10 protein-coding genes are annotated in these 19477 nt (G+C 44.5%); 3 read left to right on the top strand and 7 right to left on the bottom strand.

The window, feature by feature from the left end:
• Nucleotides 1-204: 204 nt before the first annotated feature.
• Nucleotides 205-1506 (top strand): MFS transporter, encoded by a 1302-nt coding sequence (locus ABU615_RS05705; protein ID WP_370388683.1) that lies wholly within the window; start codon nt 205-207, stop codon nt 1504-1506.
• Nucleotides 1507-1595: 89 nt separating this feature from the next.
• Nucleotides 1596-4241, top strand: coding sequence for an aminopeptidase N (gene pepN, locus ABU615_RS05700; RefSeq protein ID WP_370388682.1), 2646 nt, complete (start codon nt 1596-1598; stop codon nt 4239-4241).
• A 123-nt stretch (nt 4242-4364) separates the two neighbouring features.
• On the opposite strand, the gene efeB is transcribed toward pepN, so the two are convergent.
• The 6 genes from efeB to ABU615_RS05670 form a co-directional block, all read right to left on the bottom strand.
• Nucleotides 4365-5654: an iron uptake transporter deferrochelatase/peroxidase subunit gene (gene efeB, locus ABU615_RS05695; protein WP_370388372.1), complete on the bottom strand. Its 1290-nt coding sequence runs from the start codon at nt 5652-5654 to the stop codon at nt 4365-4367.
• Between the two features lie 8 nt (nt 5655-5662).
• Nucleotides 5663-6553 carry an EfeM/EfeO family lipoprotein gene (locus ABU615_RS05690; protein ID WP_370388371.1) on the bottom strand — a complete coding sequence of 297 codons (891 nt, stop codon included), beginning with the start codon at nt 6551-6553 and terminating at the stop codon, nt 5663-5665.
• Complete coding sequence (locus ABU615_RS05685) at nt 6550-7380, bottom strand: FTR1 family protein (protein WP_367430309.1); 831 nt, start codon at nt 7378-7380, stop codon at nt 6550-6552. Before ABU615_RS05685 ends, ABU615_RS05690 begins: the two co-directional genes overlap by 4 nt.
• Nucleotides 7381-7394: 14 nt before the next feature.
• Nucleotides 7395-7730: a cupredoxin domain-containing protein gene (locus tag ABU615_RS05680; RefSeq protein ID WP_100140757.1), complete on the bottom strand. Its 336-nt coding sequence runs from the start codon at nt 7728-7730 to the stop codon at nt 7395-7397.
• Between the two features lie 98 nt (nt 7731-7828).
• Complete coding sequence (locus tag ABU615_RS05675) at nt 7829-8374, bottom strand: iron transporter (RefSeq protein ID WP_100140756.1); 546 nt, start codon at nt 8372-8374, stop codon at nt 7829-7831.
• A 555-nt stretch (nt 8375-8929) separates the two neighbouring features.
• Nucleotides 8930-9286, bottom strand: coding sequence for a hypothetical protein (locus ABU615_RS05670; RefSeq protein WP_100140754.1), 357 nt, complete (start codon nt 9284-9286; stop codon nt 8930-8932).
• Nucleotides 9287-9357: 71 nt separating this feature from the next.
• Here ABU615_RS05670 and ABU615_RS05665 point away from each other — a divergent pair, with 71 nt between their 5' ends.
• Nucleotides 9358-9579 carry a hypothetical protein gene (locus ABU615_RS05665; RefSeq protein ID WP_143558393.1) on the top strand — a complete coding sequence of 74 codons (222 nt, stop codon included), beginning with the start codon at nt 9358-9360 and terminating at the stop codon, nt 9577-9579.
• Nucleotides 9580-10729: 1150 nt separating this feature from the next.
• On the opposite strand, the gene ABU615_RS05660 is transcribed toward ABU615_RS05665, so the two are convergent.
• Entirely contained in the window at nt 10730-19435 is an 8706-nt protein-coding gene (locus ABU615_RS05660; RefSeq protein ID WP_370388370.1) for an ESPR-type extended signal peptide-containing protein, read from the bottom strand.
• Between the last annotated feature and the right edge of the window lie 42 nt (nt 19436-19477).

Below are 19477 nucleotides of genomic sequence, written 5' to 3'. Positions count from 1 at the left end.
GATACAGCACCCAATGATTGGGTAGCATAGACAGCCTGATGTCCATTACTGTATCACAGTTTTTTACAGTTGCTGGCAATATCTCAATGTAGTGGTTGTATATGGAAAGATGTTGTATTAATGTTGTGGTTTCAAGGTATATTGTATGCGTTTCAGGTTAACTTTAAAAATAATAATTAAACTAATTTTAGGGAGAAATACTCCATGCGCGCGATCCTGACTGGATTGGTGGTAGGCTACGGCTTTATGGTGATGTTTATCAGTACGGCTATAAAGGGTGTCTACCAAATTAATTTTACCGGTCTGGTGCATCATTATGATGTTGGTATTGAGGCAATGGCTCTGGCTGGCGGTTTCTTTGGTTTGGCGCAAGGGGTGTTTTCAGCAATGGTCGGGAAGCTGTGTGACCGTTGTGGTGCCAGCTATGTACTGCTGTCCGGCATGCTGTCTGCTGCGTGTGCATTTTTGTTGTTTTCTTCTGATAATAGTTTTTTGACTTTTTTGCTCGGTTTTCTACTGTTCGCCGCATATGCAATGGCGGCTTTGACTTTTGTACCAGTCAGTATTCTGATTGATATGTATGTGATGCCAGAACGGCGTCAGCTAGCCTATGTGCTGGCCACAAATGGTATAGCCGTAGGGCTGATGGTTCTTTCGCCGATTTGGATTTATCTGGAAGGCTATCTTTCATGGCCCATGCTGTGCTCAGTGCTGGCTGCAATATTTGCCTCTCTGGCTGTTATACCAGCATTGCTGAACTGTCTCGGACGGACTCCGGTGAAAATACCAGTAGCATTACGTGCTGTAACAGCTCCTTTAACCCAGCCAAATGCACATGTTGTCAAACAGACCACGCTTGCGTCTCTGCCGCGCTACTGGTATTTCGACCGCAGATTCTTACTGGCTGCTCTGGCTTTTTCAGGTTGTGGTACGTCGATGATTTTTATAGATGTGCATTATGTGCCCGCTATTCAGGAAATATTGCAGCATCGTACCGCTGCTAATCTGCTGACCGGTTTTTCGCTTAGTCTGCTTGGTTTGTCTGAGGCACTGGGAAGTTTGCTGATTGGCTATATAGTGTCGAAAAAAGTATCGCTGCCATTGCTCTTGGGTATGTTGTTTCTACTGCGCTGTGCCACACTGATGGCGTTGGTATTGTGGCCTGAACCAGTGATGGTGCCGTTGTTTGGTATATTTTTCGGCATTACCTATATGGGTACCGTGATTATTATCTCGCGTCTGGCCGGTACTATTTTTGGATACCGCTATAAAGGATTTATTTTTGGTGCCTTCTTCCTAATTCATCAGCTAAGTGGTTTGCTTACAGCATGGCTGGGCAGTTTGCTGCGGGTTTATTGTGGTAGCTATTTTCCGGTTATCTGTTTTGTTGCGGTATGGCTGGCCTTATCAGCAGGAGCGTCTTTACTTCTATCGATTATGAAAAATAATCCAGATGCCGGTACAGGCTCTGGGAATGATAGTCGGTTTCAAGTTAAATACGAATAATAGTTCCTGTCTGGAATGAGACAGTCTTGATTGTGGCCTTGTTAGCCGTAAAATAGACACAACAGATTTAAATAGTAAGAGTGTAGACAATGAGTGAAAATAAAGTGGTTCATTACCTGAAAGATTATCAGGCTCCCGATTTTGCAGTGGCAGAAATTGATTTGACCTTTACGATAGAGGAAGCTTATACCCTTGTGCGCAATCGCATGATGATTGTTCCGCATGAGGTAGGTAGACCATGTGTGCTGGATGGCAGTGCTGAATTATTGCAAATTGTGCTGAATGGAAAATGTCTTTCTCCGCATGAATATGCGATAGCCGATGAAAAACTGACAATACATACGGTACCGGATACTCAGTTTGAGCTTGAAATTACCACTAAATTGTATCCAACGCAGAATAAAACGCTGATGGGGTTGTATGAATCTGGCGATAATCTGTATACCCAGAATGAACCGGAGGGTTTCCGTAAGATTACTTATTATTTTGACCGGCCGGATGTGATGAGTCAGTTTACCACTACCATTATCGGTGATAAGCGGCGCTATCCGGTAATGTTGTCCAACGGTAATCTGATTGACAGTGGTGAATTGGATAACGACCGGCACTGGGTTTGCTGGCGTGACCCGTTTGCTAAACCCAGCTATCTCTTTGCTCTGGTTGCCGGAAAATTGGCGGTGTTGGAAGGTAATTTTACCACTCGCAGTGGGAAAGAAGTGGCATTGAAATTTTATACCCGTCCAGAAGATCGGGAAAAAGCAGGTTTTGCGCTGGAATCTTTGAAACACGCCATGCAATGGGACGAAGACCGCTTTAATCTGGAATATGATTTAAATATATTTATGGTCGTGGCTGTGAGCGATTTCAATATGGGTGCCATGGAAAACAAAGGCCTGAATATATTTAATACTAAATATGTGCTGGCTAGCAGTGATACGGCAACCGATGCTGATTTTGAAGCCATTGAAGGGGTAATCGGTCATGAATACTTTCATAACTGGACCGGTAATCGTGTCACCTGTCGCGACTGGTTTCAGCTCTCTCTGAAAGAAGGGCTGACTGTTTTCCGTGATCAGGAATTCTCTGCTGACCGCGCTAGCAGAGCGGTGCGTCGTATTCACAATGTTAGGGTATTGCGCAGTATGCAGTTTGCTGAGGATGCCGGCCCAATGGCGCATCCGGTACGGCCGGTTTCGTATGAGGAAATGAACAATTTTTATACGCTCACAGTATATGAAAAAGGCGCTGAAGTCGTACGCATGTATCATACTTTGCTGGGCGAAGAAGGTTTTCAGAAAGGTATGCAGCTTTATTTTCAGCGGCATGACGGTCAGGCCGTGACTTGTGATGATTTTCGTGCGGCGATGGCGGATGCCAATGGTGTGAATTTAGACCAGTTTGCATTATGGTACAGTCAAGCTGGCACACCGCAGATTAAAGCGCATGGCGAATATGATGCACACAATCAAACTTTCAGCCTGCATCTGCAGCAATTCATTCCGCCTACTCCGGATATGGCCGATAAACAGCCGATGGTGATTCCGGTAAAAATTGGCTTGCTAGACAAAAATGGTGCATCTGTCGCTTTTAAAATGGCCGGTACCGCAGATAAAACAGAGGAAACGGTTCTGGTATTCAATCAAACAGAACAAACGTTTGTATTTCATGATGTAGCAAAGGAAGTCGTACCTTCATTGCTGCGCGGATTCAGTGCACCGGTACGACTAGACTATCCTTACAGCGATGCCGATTTGATGTTGCTGCTGGCACATGACAGCGATTCTTTTGCGCGCTGGGAAGCGGCACAAACTTTGTATCGTCGTGCATTTGCTTCCAATCTGGATGCACTGGCTTCTGGCCAGCCGCTTCCGCAACATGCCGAACTGGCACAAGCGCTAACTTCAGCTTTGAATGCTGATATTGATCCAGCGTATAAAGCGGTTTTGCTGCAGGTACCGACAGAAGCAGAACTATGGGAAGATGTGTCTTCAATTAACCCTGAGCAATATGTATGTGCGCGTCAGGCTTTGTTGCAGAGTCTGGCCAGCTGTATGCAGGATACGCTGACACACTGGCGTGAATGGGCGGATGAACAGGAGCGTACCAGCCGGCATCAGGCACCGCAGGAGTATCATCCTGATCTGGCTGGTGTTCGTAGTTTGCGTAATACATTACTGCAATGGGGTGTATTGGCCAATGCAGATTTGCTACACAACATAGTAAACGAATTCAGCCAGCGTGCTACCAATATGACTCATGAATACGGAATGCTTGCAGCCATAAATCATTTGTCTGATGATAAACGCAATGACTTGCTGAATCAGTTTGGCCGGCGGCATGCGCAAGACGATCTGGTAATGGATAAGTATTTTATCCTTATCGGTAGTAGTCAGCGTCCAGACACATTGCAGCAGGTTGAAAAGGCTTTGCAGCATCCGGCTTTCAGTTTGGAAAATCCGAATAAAGTGCGCTCATTATTAGGCAGTTTCAGTCGTAATATCCCTCATTTCCATGCTGCTGACGGTAGCGGCTACCGTTTCTTGGCGGATTATATTCTGCGTATTGATGAATTTAATCCGCAAGTGGCTTCGCGGCTTGTGCAGGCATTTAATCTGTATGACCGGCTAGAGCCCCGGCGCAAAACGTTGATGGCTGAACAATTGCAGCGCATTCAGAAACATGAGGGTTTATCTAAAGACAGCCGTGAGATTGTAGATAAAATTTTGCATAGCTGAAATATGTAAATTTATTTTGCTGCTGTATATTTTTTCAGAGCACTACTGCTGAACAGTAGTGCTCTTTATTATTGGTGTATAAACAACTGAACCATAAATTACGCTGGATTTGAGTGTAAGGCATCAGCTTTCCAGTAGCTGTTTGCCCAGATAGTCGTTGTCTCTGGCCATGCCAGGCAGGACAAAGTAAAAGCCTCCACCAAAAGGTTTGATATACCGTTCGAGGGGTTCTCCGTTCAGGCGGTTTTGGGTATCGATAAAGCCTTTTTTCAGGTCGTTCTGATAGGCTACGAAAATCAGTCCCATGTCTAGCTGACCGCTGGGTAAAACGCCAAGTGAATAGCTGAAGCTGCGTCGGCGCAGTTTGGCTACGTGCCGCTCGGGAATACGTGGTTCGGCACGACGCATATGTGAATCAAATAAGATACGGTCGCCATGCGGGTCTCGTTTCATTTGCGGATCATCCATCTCATGCTTCATGCCGATAGGGGCACCGCTGGATTTGTAGCGGCCAAAATCGTTTTCCTGATCTTCTAGCGGTGTTCTATCCCAAAATTCCAGATTGAAGCGAATCAGGCGGATGGCCTGATAACTACCACCCAGACACCATGCTGGTTCGTGATTATTAGCAGTGACCCATACCAGCTCGTCCATCAGTTTGCTATCGGTAATGGCTGCATTGCCGGTGCCGTCTTTAAAGCCAAACAGATTGATGGCGGTGCTGTGATGGTCAATATCCCTTGCCGGTAAAAATCCGTCCATTTTCCAAAGCGGTACCATGTATCGATTACAGTGATGGATGATGTCGCGCAGAGCATAGATGACACTTTCACGGCTGTTGGCGCAGAACTGGATTGATAAATCACCGCCACACCAAGATTTCTCCAGCCGGTCGTTGGGGAATCGTGGCATGGGAATCAGTTTTTTTGGTTTCTGCTGAGCCAGACCGAAGCGTTGATCGAATAGGCTGGCGCCAACGGCAACAGTGATAGTGAGGGAATCGGGTGCGATATTGTGTCCAAGCAGACCGGACTCGGGCGGAGGAAGCTGGTCTGTTTTGTCTGCGCTTAAGCTCTGAGGACGAGTAAGAAAGGCAATGCGCTGAGAAATAAGCTGGAGTAATTGTTGTAGCTGAGTTTTGTCTCGTGCGGTAACGTTAAAAGCGACAAAAATAGCCTCTTTGGTATCTGGTGTAATCACACCGGCCTGATGTCTGCCCCAATAGTCTACGGCTTGATTGTAATCGTGGCTACAGGTTCCAGCAGCGCTAGCTGTGTTGCTGATACCTAATCCTGTCATTCCTAAGCTGCCGGCCAGCAACATTTTCATGCCATGGCGACGGGCAGGACTAGCCGGATTGTCATTTGCTGTGGTAGCTGTTTCAGATTGGTGAGTTAAGGTATTTTTGTTCATAACTGATATCAATGAGGATATTTGTAGTAAACCTTTACGCCCAGCTGCGCACGTAATTGTGCCAGCCTGCTGCTCTGGAGGCTGAGCAGAGAATAGAGGCGGTCGTGGTCTGTTTGGCTCAGCTGACTGAAGCTCTGAAACTGATTATTGGGTAATTGATAGTGCTGTAGGACGGCAAAAATCTGCTGATATCCACTATCAAGTGACATGCGTTGTTGTGTTGAAATAAAGGGAGTCAGATATTGAACGATTTGTGCTGAGCCAGTTACATTGGCCTGAATATCGGCCAGATCGCTGTGACTGTATTGATTTTCTTTACCGGCCAGCTTGGTTTGCAAAATCATTTCTAGAAAATCGGCTGAGGACTGGACAATTTTGGCGATATCCAGTTCATCGGCAGCTACGCGTTTTTGTAGGTCGATGATTTCGTATTGCAGATTGGCAGCTTCAGCCTGTGCCTGTTGCACGTCTTTAAGCACAAATAAATCATATTCCAGACGATGAAAACCGCTAAAAGCAGGGTCGTTAATGCCTTGCAGATAATAATCGGCACGCGAGTTGATGTTTTCATCGGCATTGCCAAATAATCTAACAATAATTCGGATCTGTTCGTAACTTTGGTGTGCACGGACATAATCCAGCTGAGCCTGTGCCAATTGTTTGTTACGGCAGGCTGCGACGATGGCGTCAAGGTATTGCTGGGTAGTTTTCAGCTGTGTAACGACCTGTTGCTGATAAGCCTGAATGGACGCATGATATTTTTGCGGGGTGGGAATGTCGCCTTTGGCTGCAACGGCATTGCTATCGTCGATAATGGGGGCTAATAATCCATGTGCCTGAGAAAGAGACGGCAGTAACAAGGCACACAGACAAAGAGTGTGAAACAGACGCCGTGTCATTTGGTTTTTTTCCTTAAGAACAAAAGAGCCATTATTAGCCAGAATAAACCAAAGGTGATCACGCTGATCCACATAGGCTGCGAACGATAGGCAAACAGTGATGATGCAAAGCTACCGAAAAGGCCGCTATCGTCAATGACATGAGAGGTATCCCAAGCCGGATTGATGAGAAAATCAGGGATGGATACGTCGTGTTCGAGTAACATATTGGTCCCGTCTTCAACAGCTTTCAATAATAGTGAAACGGAGAGAAATAACAGCACAACACCGGTGATGGTAAAGAATTTTTTCCATTGGATGAAGCGGCTGGTGAGGATAAATACATAAAAGGTAAATGCGGATACAATGATGCCGATTAGTACGGCCATGAAGAAGCCGGTGTAATTGTGGCTATTGAGCTGCATAATCTGACCGGATAGAAAAACGACTATTTCACTGCCTTCACGGGCAATAGCGATGGCAATGATGAAGAGTGCTCCCCACCATGAGTTGCGTGCTACCTGCTGTGCCATTTCTTGTTCGAGTGTGGATTTCATACTTTTGGCATGGCGGTTCATCCAGTACACCATTTGTACAATTAGTATGCTGGCTATTGCGGACATGGCCATCATAAACAGGGTCTGATGGTCATCGCTGAGCTCTTTGAAGACGCCATTGATAATTAAAGCGAGTATGACTGATATCAGTACACCAAGCCCTATGCCCCCAAACAGATAGCGCATGCCGTTACTTCTGTCGGGGTTGCGGTTAATCCATGAATAAATAATGCCGACTACGAGCAGTGCTTCGAAACATTCGCGCCAGACAACAAAGATGACTTGTCCCATTATATATCCTGTTGTTATTTTACGATTAGCTGCCCTTTGGGCTTATTCAGATGAAAGTCGTCGAAAAAGATATAGGTGCCGGGTTTTTTAGGCGATATGACTACTACTGAAGAGGCGCCGGGTGCCAGTACTTTTTCTTTAACTAGCTGGGTGCTTTCAAATTCTACCGGTCCTTTGCCAATGTTGGTGACCTTGATGCGGATTATTTTATTGGCCGGTGCATTGAGGGTGAGAGGCATCATGTCGCCATCTTTCATTTTTAATTCCAGTGTGACTTTGTCTTCAGCGCTGGCTAAACAGGAAAGCATGAGGCAGACTGAACTGAGCACAATAAGAAAAATTTTTTTCATGATGTTTGCGCTTGTGGCTATGGTGTGCTGATGAAAAGCAGGAAGGGATTATTCTGCCGGTTAGGACCAGAATAACCCCGTCCGTACGACTTAATTTATCAATAGCTGCCTTTGCGGCCTACACCGGTGTAATCAAAATCCCAGCTAACTTCAAATGGTTTGAACCATGGTGCTACGCCGGTTTCTTTATCAATATGACGTGCCATTTGATTGGCAGTAGGTGGGGAGATGCGGTAGGTAACACGGTATTTACCATGACCATCCAGTTTGATGTTGTCGCCATAATGTGGACCGTCATTGGCCACCATAGACATAAATTTACCTGAATGTTCGAATTTGCCTTTGTTCAGCTTGGTGACGGCATACTCTACATTTAGGTTGGGAATCCAGTCTCCTTCAGCAAAGCCATTGGGGTTGCCTTCTGTGGCATGAATGTCGGCTTCCATGTGGACATCGGATTTGCTGGCCGGCAGATGCATATTGCTGTGATCCATTCCATCAGTATCCATGGTGATGGGGGGTAGGTAGACACCGGAAATTTCCATTCCATTTTTGATAATGGGTTTACCCATCGGATATTCTTGAGCAAAGGCAGCCATGGACACTAGGGCTGCGCTGGCAATCGCAATTTTTTGTAACAGCATGTCTGGTTTTCCTATTTATAGTCATGCTGAATCGGTATGAAACAGCATGACTAGATTAAATTGATAAGTATTATCAATATACTCTTTTTACGAATGTTAGAAAACCATTAAATTGTGTTTTTTTGCGCTGGTTTAGTGTTATTTATTGCTATGCTGAAATGTCTGATTTTTGATGGTTTTTTATTAGACTGGGCTGGTTTCTGTATATTGCTGAATAACTCTCTGTATGATGATTTGATTGATAAATGAATGATTTGTGCTGAATCATTTATCTTTCGGAGCTTTCAGCAGTCTCTGTTTAACCGGCGTTGGTGTGAAATTGTGATTTTGTGGTGAAATGGTATAAATAATTATTGTTGCAGTGTACACAAGCTATTGATATATAAGTTAAGTAATGTTAAATTATCGCTTCGGCCGGATAGGGTGCCGGTGAAGGATTTGCCGGTAGCGTCTATAGATCATATTTGTGGTTTAACTTTCGGAAATATGTTCTGGCTGAAATCTGTGCAGTCTGATGTGGCTGCCTATGGTGTGGTCACCATAGGCAGGATGTGACTAGGATTTTTGTAATACTTGCCAGATTTGTTGCGCGATGGGTTCGATGCCATTCCACAGCAAAGGATTCCAATTGCGCTGTTTGCAAAATGAAAACACCATGGTTTCGGCACTGAGGATACTTTTACAGGGCCTGAATACCAGCAATCCGCTGTCCTGCCAGTCTGAATCGGCTCTGACGATATAGGGCGACAGGATATAGGCGGTATATTCGGCTGCTTCATCTGGTTCATTGAGCCATGGACTGCCGATTGGTGTGGTTTGTTGTAGATAGTAAAGGGCATAGGGATGCTGCAATTGTATGTTGTCGTGCAGTGCAGTGGACAGTGTGTTCTTGTCTGGTGCAAGAAGTTTCATTGTCTGTCTCCCTGTGCATGGTTTATGTCAAATACATTATTTGTATTTGTCATGTAATATATCTGTGTGTCTTGACGATATCTGATTGTGTGGTGTGCTTGCGCAAACAGGTGATGTGGCAGATTGTGATGGGGGAGATTCGCTTTGTAGATGTTCATATTATTGCCTTTCTCTTTGGTCCAGAAGCCGCAAATGTGCTGTCAAACACAGATGGCGGCAGACAAATGGCAGGGTTGACAGACCGACAAAGAGAACCGGCAGGCGCGAAGCCTCCCTGCCACTGTCCACCATGAATGAGGAGGAGGCAATGGATATTTACAGACAAAAAAGCTACTCCGTGGGTGAGTAGCAGGATGTCTGCCTCTTTGATCAGCCTGTCAAAGCTGGTTGCGCTATTGAACGCAACGTCTTTATCTTGCCGTTAAAGCTTGGTACTGTCAAATATTGCCGTGTACCAGATGTTCCGGTTGTTTGCTGCGTGTTTTCAATCGGGGTAAAAGAGGAGTTTTTACCGTTTTTCTTTTGTCTCCTTGGTAACCATAATTATCCCCTTTAAGGTTTTTTGATTTGCCGGCATGTTGGGCTGAATACCGTTCTTTAAACGGTATGTACAAAGAGTAAACTGACTGATTTACTGTTATATGATGAGTATACCCCTTAATTTTTTTTCTGAAGGTACCTGAACAAGCTTTGATAGTTGCGGACTATAAATTCGACGGAAATGCGACATTACTGATGAGTATTGTTGTATTTGAGGAATGTTGCTGTGCAGACAGACTGTATAAAGTTAGTTGTGCAATTTATGACAATATTTTATTTAAAGTGTTGTTTATTGGTTGCAAAGGGGTATTCGTAAATCTAAATAAAAGTTGTAGATTAGGGTTGTGATTTGTACGGGGACACGATATTTAAATATTATTGATTATTTATATGAAAAAGGGGTAATCATCTAGAGTAGCTGGTTGGTTAGTTTAATTATCTGATTAAGTTACCCATGATTGATATTGAAATGATAGTAATGTCTGAATTGGTTGCTGAGAAAAGTCAGTGCTTTTTCAGGCTTTTTTTTGTTTGATCATTCTTTATTATGTCTGTTTGAAATGTAAGCTTGTCGGCTACTTTAAAGTTTATATGGATGGTGCTGAGGTTATCAGCATAATTTATGAGTTTTGGTATAGTAAATATCTATCTTTTTGTCATGATTAAAACCAACTTAGTAACTTAAGTTTTGTGTTGCTATCAATATGATGATGGTATTATTTTTTGGGCTCCAGGTATGATGGGATGGAAATGACTGAAGGCTTTTTTACTTGTAGATAATTGGGTTTTATCAAAATGTTGAGTGAATAACAGTGAAGTGTATGTTATATGTTGATCAGAATTTTTTTATAAAAAATCGGGCATACTAATGTATGCCCGAGGCTTATGCTGATAATTCAGCTGTTACCATTTATAGCCAACACCAGCGTTGAAACCAGTTTCATGGCCGGTGGTGGATACGCCTGCACCCCATGAGAATTTACCGGTGTTATTGGTGGCTTTGTAGTTGATGCCGACAGCGGTATAGCCATGGTATGAACCCATACCTACGCCTACGGTCTGTTCACCTGCATTAAGCTGTGGCAGATAGGCGCCGGACAAGGCCATGGCCAGTGCGGTACCAGAGTAAGCGCGACGTTCAACATGCTGAACACGATCGTTGACGTAGCTCAGATTACGGTTGATGTTTTCCATCTGGGAATTGACACCTTTAAGCTGGGCAACGTTGACTGCATCGGTGTCTGCTGTACCGGCAGCCACGCCAGTAATCTGGCGGTAAACGCCTTTAGATGCATCTCCTACGGACACTGCTGCTTCGGTGCTGGTGGTGGCCATAATGGCTCTAGCCTGCTGTCCGGTAGCCGTTACGGGTATATAACCGCTAATGCCGCCGGCTGTGCTGGCTACTGAGTTGGCTCCCAGTGCGATACCGCCCGCCTGTGTGACACTGGCATGGTTGCCGATGGCCACGCCGCCAGCTGTGCCAGCTGATGCTTGTGACCCAATGGCTATGGCGTCATTACCACTAGCTGAGGCTGCGCCACCGATGGCAACTGAGTTGGTGCCACTGGCTGAAGCGACGCTCAGGGTGGAGTTAACTTTGGCGTATTTGCTGCCTCCGTTGTACAGATTGGTTAAGGCATCACCGACATTATTGGCAGTTATTGTGCTGCCATCTGCGGCTGTGGTGCTGTAGCTTGGCGCATTGAAGCCGCCGTTACCGGCACGTGTAACCGGACTGTAGCTGGCATTGCCTCCCAAGCTGGCAGCCACGGCAGTCAGTGCATCTGCTGTTGAAGTAGACAATTTTTCGGTGTCTGCAATCGCTTTGTTGGCTTTATTGGTGGCTTCCGCGATGGCTGCATTATTGCCGCTGCCGCCCTGATTGGTTAGCTTCTGGTCAAATGCTGTCGACAGGGATTGAATATCGTCCTTAAAGTCATTTCGCATCTTCCACAACTGGCTGCCATTAACGGCGTCTTTGGAGTCCTTATTTTCATCACCAACTGCTACATTGGTAATTTTCTGACCGCTAGACGAGCCACGACCTGCATCGTATACGGTACCATTCCACTGTAATGCGTTTTTCTGCAATGTTTCCAGTGAAGTGGATAATCCTGCCGGTACGTTGCCTGTAGCAATAGCTAGCTGATCCTGAAGGCTGGAGAGGCTAGTTGATGTGCTTGTAGACAGGGAGTATAACTGCCGTCCATTTACTGCCTGATTTGAGTCAGCAGATATGGTGCCATCTGCAACGTTGCTGATGGTTTTTTCATTTCCGGCTCGTGTCAATGAATAGAGGCTATTGATCTCGTCATCGTACATTACGGCGTGTTTTTTTACATATTCCAGTTCAGATTTGGTATTAGAGAGATCTGAACTTACAGATGCAATTTGTTTGGATGCTGTGGCCATATTTTCCTGAGTGGTGGAAATTAAGCCCTGAACGGTCTGCATTTTTTTGTTGACTTCATCCAGATTCAATTTGTTCTGACTGGCAATATTTTCCACAGAGGAAGATACTGAACTCAGGATAGAAGTTGACAGGCTGAATAGCTGTCCGCCGTTGACGGCATCTGTTGAGTTTTGATTAACATCACCTGAAGCCACTTGGAGAATTTTCTGTGCAGTACCGGAGCCATGGCTGGCATCGTAACCTGAACCATTCCACATTAAGGCGTCTTTTTGCAAAGTACTGAGGCTGTTGGATGTGGTGCTCAATCCTGTAGCCAGACTTGAGATGCTATTGCTGATATTGGTGAGGTCAGTGCTGTTTCCAGATGCAATGCTGGACAGGCTTTCACTGAAAGAAGATGAAAGCGAGAATAGCTGGCTACCGTTGACAGCATCAGTAGAATCTTTGCCGACTCCTCCGGCTGCTACATTGGTAATCCTTTGGGCACTGTCTGAACCATGGCTGGCATCGTAAGCATTACCTTTCCATTGCAAGGCATCTTTCTGCAATGAATTGATGTTGTTTGCTGCGGTAGACAGACTATCGGCCAGTGTCGAGGTGGATTTGAATACATTATCAATGCGTAAATTGGTTGTACTCAGACCGGTGGAGAAGGTATTAGATAAGGTATTAGACAGATTATCCATTCCACTGATGGTAGCTGTGGAAAGAGAATATAACTGTCCGGCATTTACAGCATTGGTGGAATTTTCGCTTATATCACCAGCTGCTACGTTAACAATCCTTTGTGCATTGCCAGTGCCGTGGCTGGCATCATAAGCAGCACCATTCCACTGTAAAGCATCTCTTTGTAATATGCTAATGTTATTAGCAGCACTACTAACACTTGAACTTAGTTTGGAGAGGTTGTTGTTAGTGGTGTTTAGATCATTACTGTTTCCAGCTGCCATGCTGGTCAGACTATCATTGAATGATGATGACAGTGAATACAGCTGGCTGCCGTTTATGGCATCAGTAGAATTACCATTGACGTCACCCGTTGCCACTTTGGTAATCTTTTGTGGAGAGTCTGTGCCGTGGCTGGCATCATAAGCGTTGCCATTCCACTGCAGAGCATTTTTCTGCAGGGTACTGATGTTGCTCACGGCAGTAGATAAATTTCCGGCAATGGTTGAAGTGGACTGCGATATCATATCAATGCGGGTTTTAGCATAGCCAAGGCCGGTAGAAAGGCTGTTACTAAAACTATAAGCAAGATTATCTATATCGGTATTGGTAGACGTAGACAAAGAGTAAAGCTGTCCACCGTTTACTGCATCGGTTGAATCTTGGTTGATGTCGCCGGCAGCCACATTAATGATTCTTTGAGCAGTACCAGAGTTATGGCCAGCATCAAAGGCGGTACCATTCCACAGTAACGCATTTTTTTGCAGGGTACTGATGCTGTTTACGGCAGAAGACAGATTGCCAGCAATGGTTGTTGTGGACTGAGATACTGTGTCAATACGGTTACTAGCTGTATTCAGGCTGGTGGTAAGAGTATTCACTGCATTATTGACTTGCCCCAGACCGCTAGAAGTAGAACTGGAAAGAGAATGCAGCTGGGCACCATTAACGGCATCAGAGGATGTATCGGTCACATCACCAGCAGCTACGTTTGTAATCTTCTGTGGATTACCAGAACCATGGCTAGCATCGAAGGCGGAACCATTCCACTGTAAGGCATCTTTTTGTAAGTTGCCGATACTATTGGCGGCAGAAGAAAGGCTCCTGGCAATAGTTGAAGTGGACTGAGATATTGTGTCAATTCGTCCTTGAGTGGCAATTAAAGATGTACTTAGCTGATCGATTGTATTGTTGATATTTCCAATATTACCGCCTGTTATGTTATTGATGCTGTTGCTAACCGTAGTGGAAAGAGAATATAGCTGTCCGCCATTGACTGCATCAGTAGAACCCAGACTTACATCACCGCTAGCGACTTTGGTAATTTTCTGTGCAACCGATGAACCATGGCTGGCATCATAAGCAGCACCGTTCCATTGCAGAGCATCTTTTTGCAAAATAGTAATGCTGTTGTTGGCAGTAGACAGATTACCGACAATTGCTGTGGTGGACTGAGATAAATTATCAATGCGAGAGATTACTGTACTCAGATTACCAGAAACGGTGCTGGAAAGAGAAAACAATTGTCCGCCATTTACGGCATCGGTTGATTCTCTAGTCTCTTTACCTGCTGCTACCATGGTGATTTTTTGTGCATTGCCAGTACCGTGACTGGCATCATAAGCATCATTATTCCATTGCAGCGCATTTTTCTGTATGTCAGTGATATTGTTTATGACACTGGATAGATTAGTCTGAATCTGGCTGGTGGAATTGGAAAGAGCATTAATCTGTAAGTTGGTGTTATTTAGTGCTCCGGTAAGATTATTTACCGAAGTGGACACCGTACTTAGGGAGCTATTGGTGCTATACAACTGACTACCATTCACAGCATCGGTAGAATTCTGATTGATATCACCTAGGGCAAGATTAGTGATTTTCTGCGGACCATCCATACCACGGCTGGCCGTGAAATTGCCATCTTTCCACTGTAATGCATTTTCCTGCAGGGTGCTGATGCTGGTATTAACAGTACTTAGATTGTTTGACAACATAGTAGTTGTACCACTAAGTGTGTCGATACGATTAATCGCACCATTTAGTTTTCCGGTCAAATTGCCGACGGAGCTGATGATTGAGCTTACGCTGAGGTTGGTATTGTAGAGTTGTCCACCGGTTACTGCATCGCTGGAATCTCTATCAATTTTTCCAATAGCCAGATTGGTGATTTTTGTATATTTAGCATCATAATTGTCACCGTTAATTAGTAAAGCATTTTGCTGCAGGCTATTAATTTTGTCCGTTGCAGTGGATAAACTGCCGGAAATTCTGGAAGTAGAATCTGCGATACTATTGATTCGTATAGCATTGTTGTTCAAGCTGTTGGTTAAATCAGCCATCGAGTTTGTGATAGTAGTTATTTTTGTATTGGTTTCATAAAGCTGACTACCATTAATAGCTTGCGTTGAAGTAGGTGATACATCTCCATTATCAACGTTTATCAGTCTCTGTGGTTTACCATCTCGCAGCAGATCGTAAGCACCGTAATCAGTATTCCATTGAATAGAATTGTTTTTGAGTGTACTGAGATTATTATTAGTAGTGCTTAGGCCTTTGTTTAAGGCATCGATATTATCTGCCAGACCATCGATTTTGCTCGTGGTATTCCGGACAGTGCTGATTGTAGTAGACAAAGAGCTGATACCTGTTGAAGCCGAGCTAGACAATTGGAATATCTGGCCAGCATTGACAGCGTCGGTAGAATTGGGGGCCAGAATACCAGTTGCAATATTGGTAATTCGTTGTGGTGAACCGCTATCGTGACTGGCGTCATAGGCTATACCATTCCATTTTAGTGCAGAAGACTGCAATGTATTCAGACTGGCACCAAATGTGGCAATGGAATTATTTGCCTTTTCCAAGGTTGCATTGGTTGTATATAACTGCGAAGCATTGACAGCATCGGTAGAATTTGCGCCCAAAGTACCATTACTCACATTGGTAATCTTCTGTGGTGTACCAGAATCATGGCTTGCATCATAGGCCGCCCCATTCCACTTAAGAGCAGAAGTCTGCAATGTGCTTAGACTGCTTGAAATGTTGATTATGTTATTGTAATTGTTAAAATTGGATGTAGAAACCGAAGACAAAATAGAATTAGTGGTGTAAAGCTGGCCAGCATTAACTGCTTCATAGGAATTAGCTGCTAGCTGTCCGGGAGCTACATTAGTAATCCTTTGTGGGGCTCCTGAATTATGACTTGCATCATATGCAGACATTAAGTCGTTCCACTGTAAGGCATTATTTTGTAATTTGTTTGCCGAAGCAGTAACTATATTTAAGGAGTCGCTAACTGTAGATAGACTTAAGTTAGTGGTATATAACTGGTTTCCGGTAACTGCATCTGAAGAATCTACATTCAGGGCTCCGTTTGCTAAATTGGTGATTTTGTATCTAGCACCTTGGACGCCGTGGCTGGCGTCATATCCAACCGTTCCATCCTGATAGCGCTTCCACTGCAAGGCATCTGTCTGCAAATTATTAACAGTTGTAGATACATTATTTGCAGATGATGATAATGAAGTAAGGATGGAGTTGGTTGTAGACAGCTGACTGCCGGTTACTGCGTCTGTAGAACCGGCTAATAATGAACCGGCTGCAACATTGGTGATTTTTTGCGGTGTACCGGAACCATGGCTGGCATCATACGCACTACCATTCCATTGCAGGGCATCTTTTTGTAAAGCAGAAACATTGGTATTTAATGTGTTGATGTTGTTATTGACGTTACTAAGGTCACCTGCTTTGCTTAAGGTAGTAGAGAAAGAATTCAGTGTGGTAGAAGTTAAGGTAGAAATACTGTAAAGCTGTCCGGCATTAACTGCATCAGTAGAATTGGCTGCCAGGTCGGAAGCAGCAATATTCGTAATTTTTTGAGCGGTGCCCGAACCGTGACTCGCATCATAAGAAGAGCCATTCCATTGCAAAGCATCTTTTTGTAGGTTTGTAATTTTATTGTTTAGTGTACTAATGCTTGTGTTAGCGGAACTTAAATTAGTGCCTAAAGATATGACGCTGTTGCTTAAAATGCCAATGTTGGAATTAACATTGCTTAAATCTCCGGCTCGCTCTAATACTGAGGAAAGGGTACTTATGCCCGTCGAGGTTGATGTAGATAGAGTATAAAATTGTGTTCCATTGATCGCATCTGTAGAATTAAAGGCTACAGAACCAGCAGCAACATTAGTAATTTTCTGAGCTGAAGTAGTGCCATGACTGGCATCATAAGCATTGCCGTTCCACTGTAGGGCATCTTGCTTCAGACCGGAAATATTGTTGGTTATGGAGCTGATATTGGTATTGATATTAGTCAGGTCACCGACTTTACCCAAGGTTGTAGACAGCGAATTCAGCGTTGTGGAAGTAGATGATGAAATACTGTAAAGCTGACCAGCGTTGACTGCTTCAGTAGAATTGGCTACTAGTTCGGCTGCAGCGACATTGGTAATTTTCTGAGCGATGTTTGTACCATGACTGGCATCATAGGCAGAACCATTCCACTGTAAAGCATCTTTTTGTAAACCACTAACATTCGTATTCAGGGTGCTAATGCTGGTATTAGCACTAGTCATTCCGGTGTTTAAAGTAGAAATACTATTGTAAGCTGAGCTTAGGCTGGTAGATGCAGAGGAAGACAAAGTATAGAGTTGTCCGCCGTTAACTGCATCTGTGGAAGATGATGTGACAGACCCGGCAGCAACATTAGTAATTTTCTGAGCAGCGTCCGTACCATGGCTGGCATCATAGGCAGAGCCATTCCACTGTAAAGAATCTTTTTGTAAACCACTAATATTGGTGTTCAGGGTGCTAATGCTGGTATTAGCACTGGTCATTCCGGTGTTTAAAGTAGAAATACTATTGTAAGCTGAGCTTAGGCTGGTAGATGCAGAGGAAGACAAAGTATAGAGTTGTCCGCCGTTGACAGCATCTGTGGAAGATGATGTGACAGACCCGGCAGCAACATTAGTAATTTTCTGAGCAGCGTCCGTACCATGGCTGGCATCATAGGCAGAGCCATTCCACTGTAAAGCATCTTTTTGTAAACCACTAATATTGGTGTTCAGGGTGCTAATGCTGGTATTAGCACTGGTCATTCCGGTGTTTAAAGTAGAAATACTATTGTAAGCTGAGCTTAGGCTGGTAGATGCAGAGGAAGACAAAGTATAGAGTTGTCCGCCGTTGACAGCATCTGTGGAAGATGATGTGACAGACCCGGCAGCAACATTAGTAATTTGCTGAGCAGCATTCGTACCATGGCTGGCATCATAGGCAGAACCATTCCATTGGAGTGCATCTTTCTGCAGACCGGATACATTTGTGCTAAGCGTGCTGACGCTATTATTCAAAGGGGTTAAATCGGATGCTGCATTGATTGCAGTAGACAGACTGGTGAACCCGTCAGAAGTATAGTTTGCAAGATTTTTTAATTGGGCAACGTTAACCGCATCTGTATCGGCTGTACCAGCTGCCAGACCGTTAATCTGGCGGGTAATCTGAGAAGTTGAATTACCGATGGCAACCGCAGCTGCAGTACTTTTCCATGTTGCAGACTGATTAGTGGTATTAGTATTTTTTCCAGAGGGGTCAAAGCCGACAACACCGGCATCAGTATTGGCCAGAGAATCACTACCCAATGCCACAGATTTTTCTAGAGTGGCATTGGCATTGGCACCTACAGCAGTTGCGCTGTCTTTCTGTGCCACACTGCTCAAACCAACTGCTACACTGCCGATACCATCGGAAGTTGCTAGTGACCCCAGTGCGACTGCTGAAGTGCCGGTAGCCTGTGAACCAACGCCCATTGCTATTGAGGTTATTCCAGACGCCAGAGCAGCGACTCCATATGCCTGTGCGCCACCGGCTGTAGCAGTGGCATTATTCCCGAAAGCGGTAGAGTAGTTACCTGTGGCATAAGATCCGCAGCCAGTTGCAAAAGAATAGACGCCGTAAGCTACGGGCATAACATTAGAGTCTCCTCCGGTAGGTGTACCCATAAAACCGCTTGAACCGCTTGTTGTTCCGTTTGTTACGCCGTCACCATTCCAGTTTTGTTGACCGTTACTCGTGCCGTAAGGATTAGTGGTTACAGTACCTCCTAACACGGTTTTGCCGGTAAAGGATGAATTTTGTACAAAACGCAGGTACTCTTCTTGCGCTGAGATGCCAGTTTGACCTATATTTCTACGGCCATTCACTTTGTCTGCACCACACCAGTCATCATCGCCTGCAAGAACAACGCTACCATGGCTTCCATTTGAATATAATTCAGTTGCGGCGCTACTACTTGGATTTAACCCACCTGTAATGGCTACGTTTGCTGCTATAGCTGGTGTAATGAGATGCAATTGCAGCATAAGTGCGGTAAGCGTAAAGCTGACAATTTTTTTCAGTCCACATTTATTCAGTAATCTTTTACACAAGGGAAGATCAGAGACGATATTCGATTTTGTATGGCTATTTGCTAATTCTGATGCTGCTACCCATGTTTGTGTGTGTTCATTCCAGACATTACGATATACCTTGTTCATAGGTGACTCCTGATTTTGATTAATTAACTAACAAACAAACTA

The organism is Snodgrassella alvi, from assembly GCF_040741455.2.
GTDB lineage: Bacteria > Pseudomonadota > Gammaproteobacteria > Burkholderiales > Neisseriaceae > Snodgrassella > Snodgrassella alvi_E.
Note: the sequence above shows the minus strand (reverse complement) of the source record. Positions and strands in the feature narration are given on the sequence as shown.

Coding starts and splice junctions, on each gene's coding strand:
- ABU615_RS05705 (WP_370388683.1), top strand. CDS start 205: ATGCGCGCGATCCTGACTGGATTGGTGGTAGGCTACGGCTTTATGGTG.
- pepN (WP_370388682.1), top strand. CDS start 1,596: ATGAGTGAAAATAAAGTGGTTCATTACCTGAAAGATTATCAGGCTCCC.
- efeB (WP_370388372.1), bottom strand. CDS start 5,654: ATGAACAAAAATACCTTAACTCACCAATCTGAAACAGCTACCACAGCA.
- ABU615_RS05690 (WP_370388371.1), bottom strand. CDS start 6,553: ATGACACGGCGTCTGTTTCACACTCTTTGTCTGTGTGCCTTGTTACTG.
- ABU615_RS05685 (WP_367430309.1), bottom strand. CDS start 7,380: ATGGGACAAGTCATCTTTGTTGTCTGGCGCGAATGTTTCGAAGCACTG.
- ABU615_RS05680 (WP_100140757.1), bottom strand. CDS start 7,730: ATGAAAAAAATTTTTCTTATTGTGCTCAGTTCAGTCTGCCTCATGCTT.
- ABU615_RS05675 (WP_100140756.1), bottom strand. CDS start 8,374: ATGCTGTTACAAAAAATTGCGATTGCCAGCGCAGCCCTAGTGTCCATG.
- ABU615_RS05670 (WP_100140754.1), bottom strand. CDS start 9,286: ATGAAACTTCTTGCACCAGACAAGAACACACTGTCCACTGCACTGCAC.
- ABU615_RS05660 (WP_370388370.1), bottom strand. CDS start 19,435: ATGAACAAGGTATATCGTAATGTCTGGAATGAACACACACAAACATGG.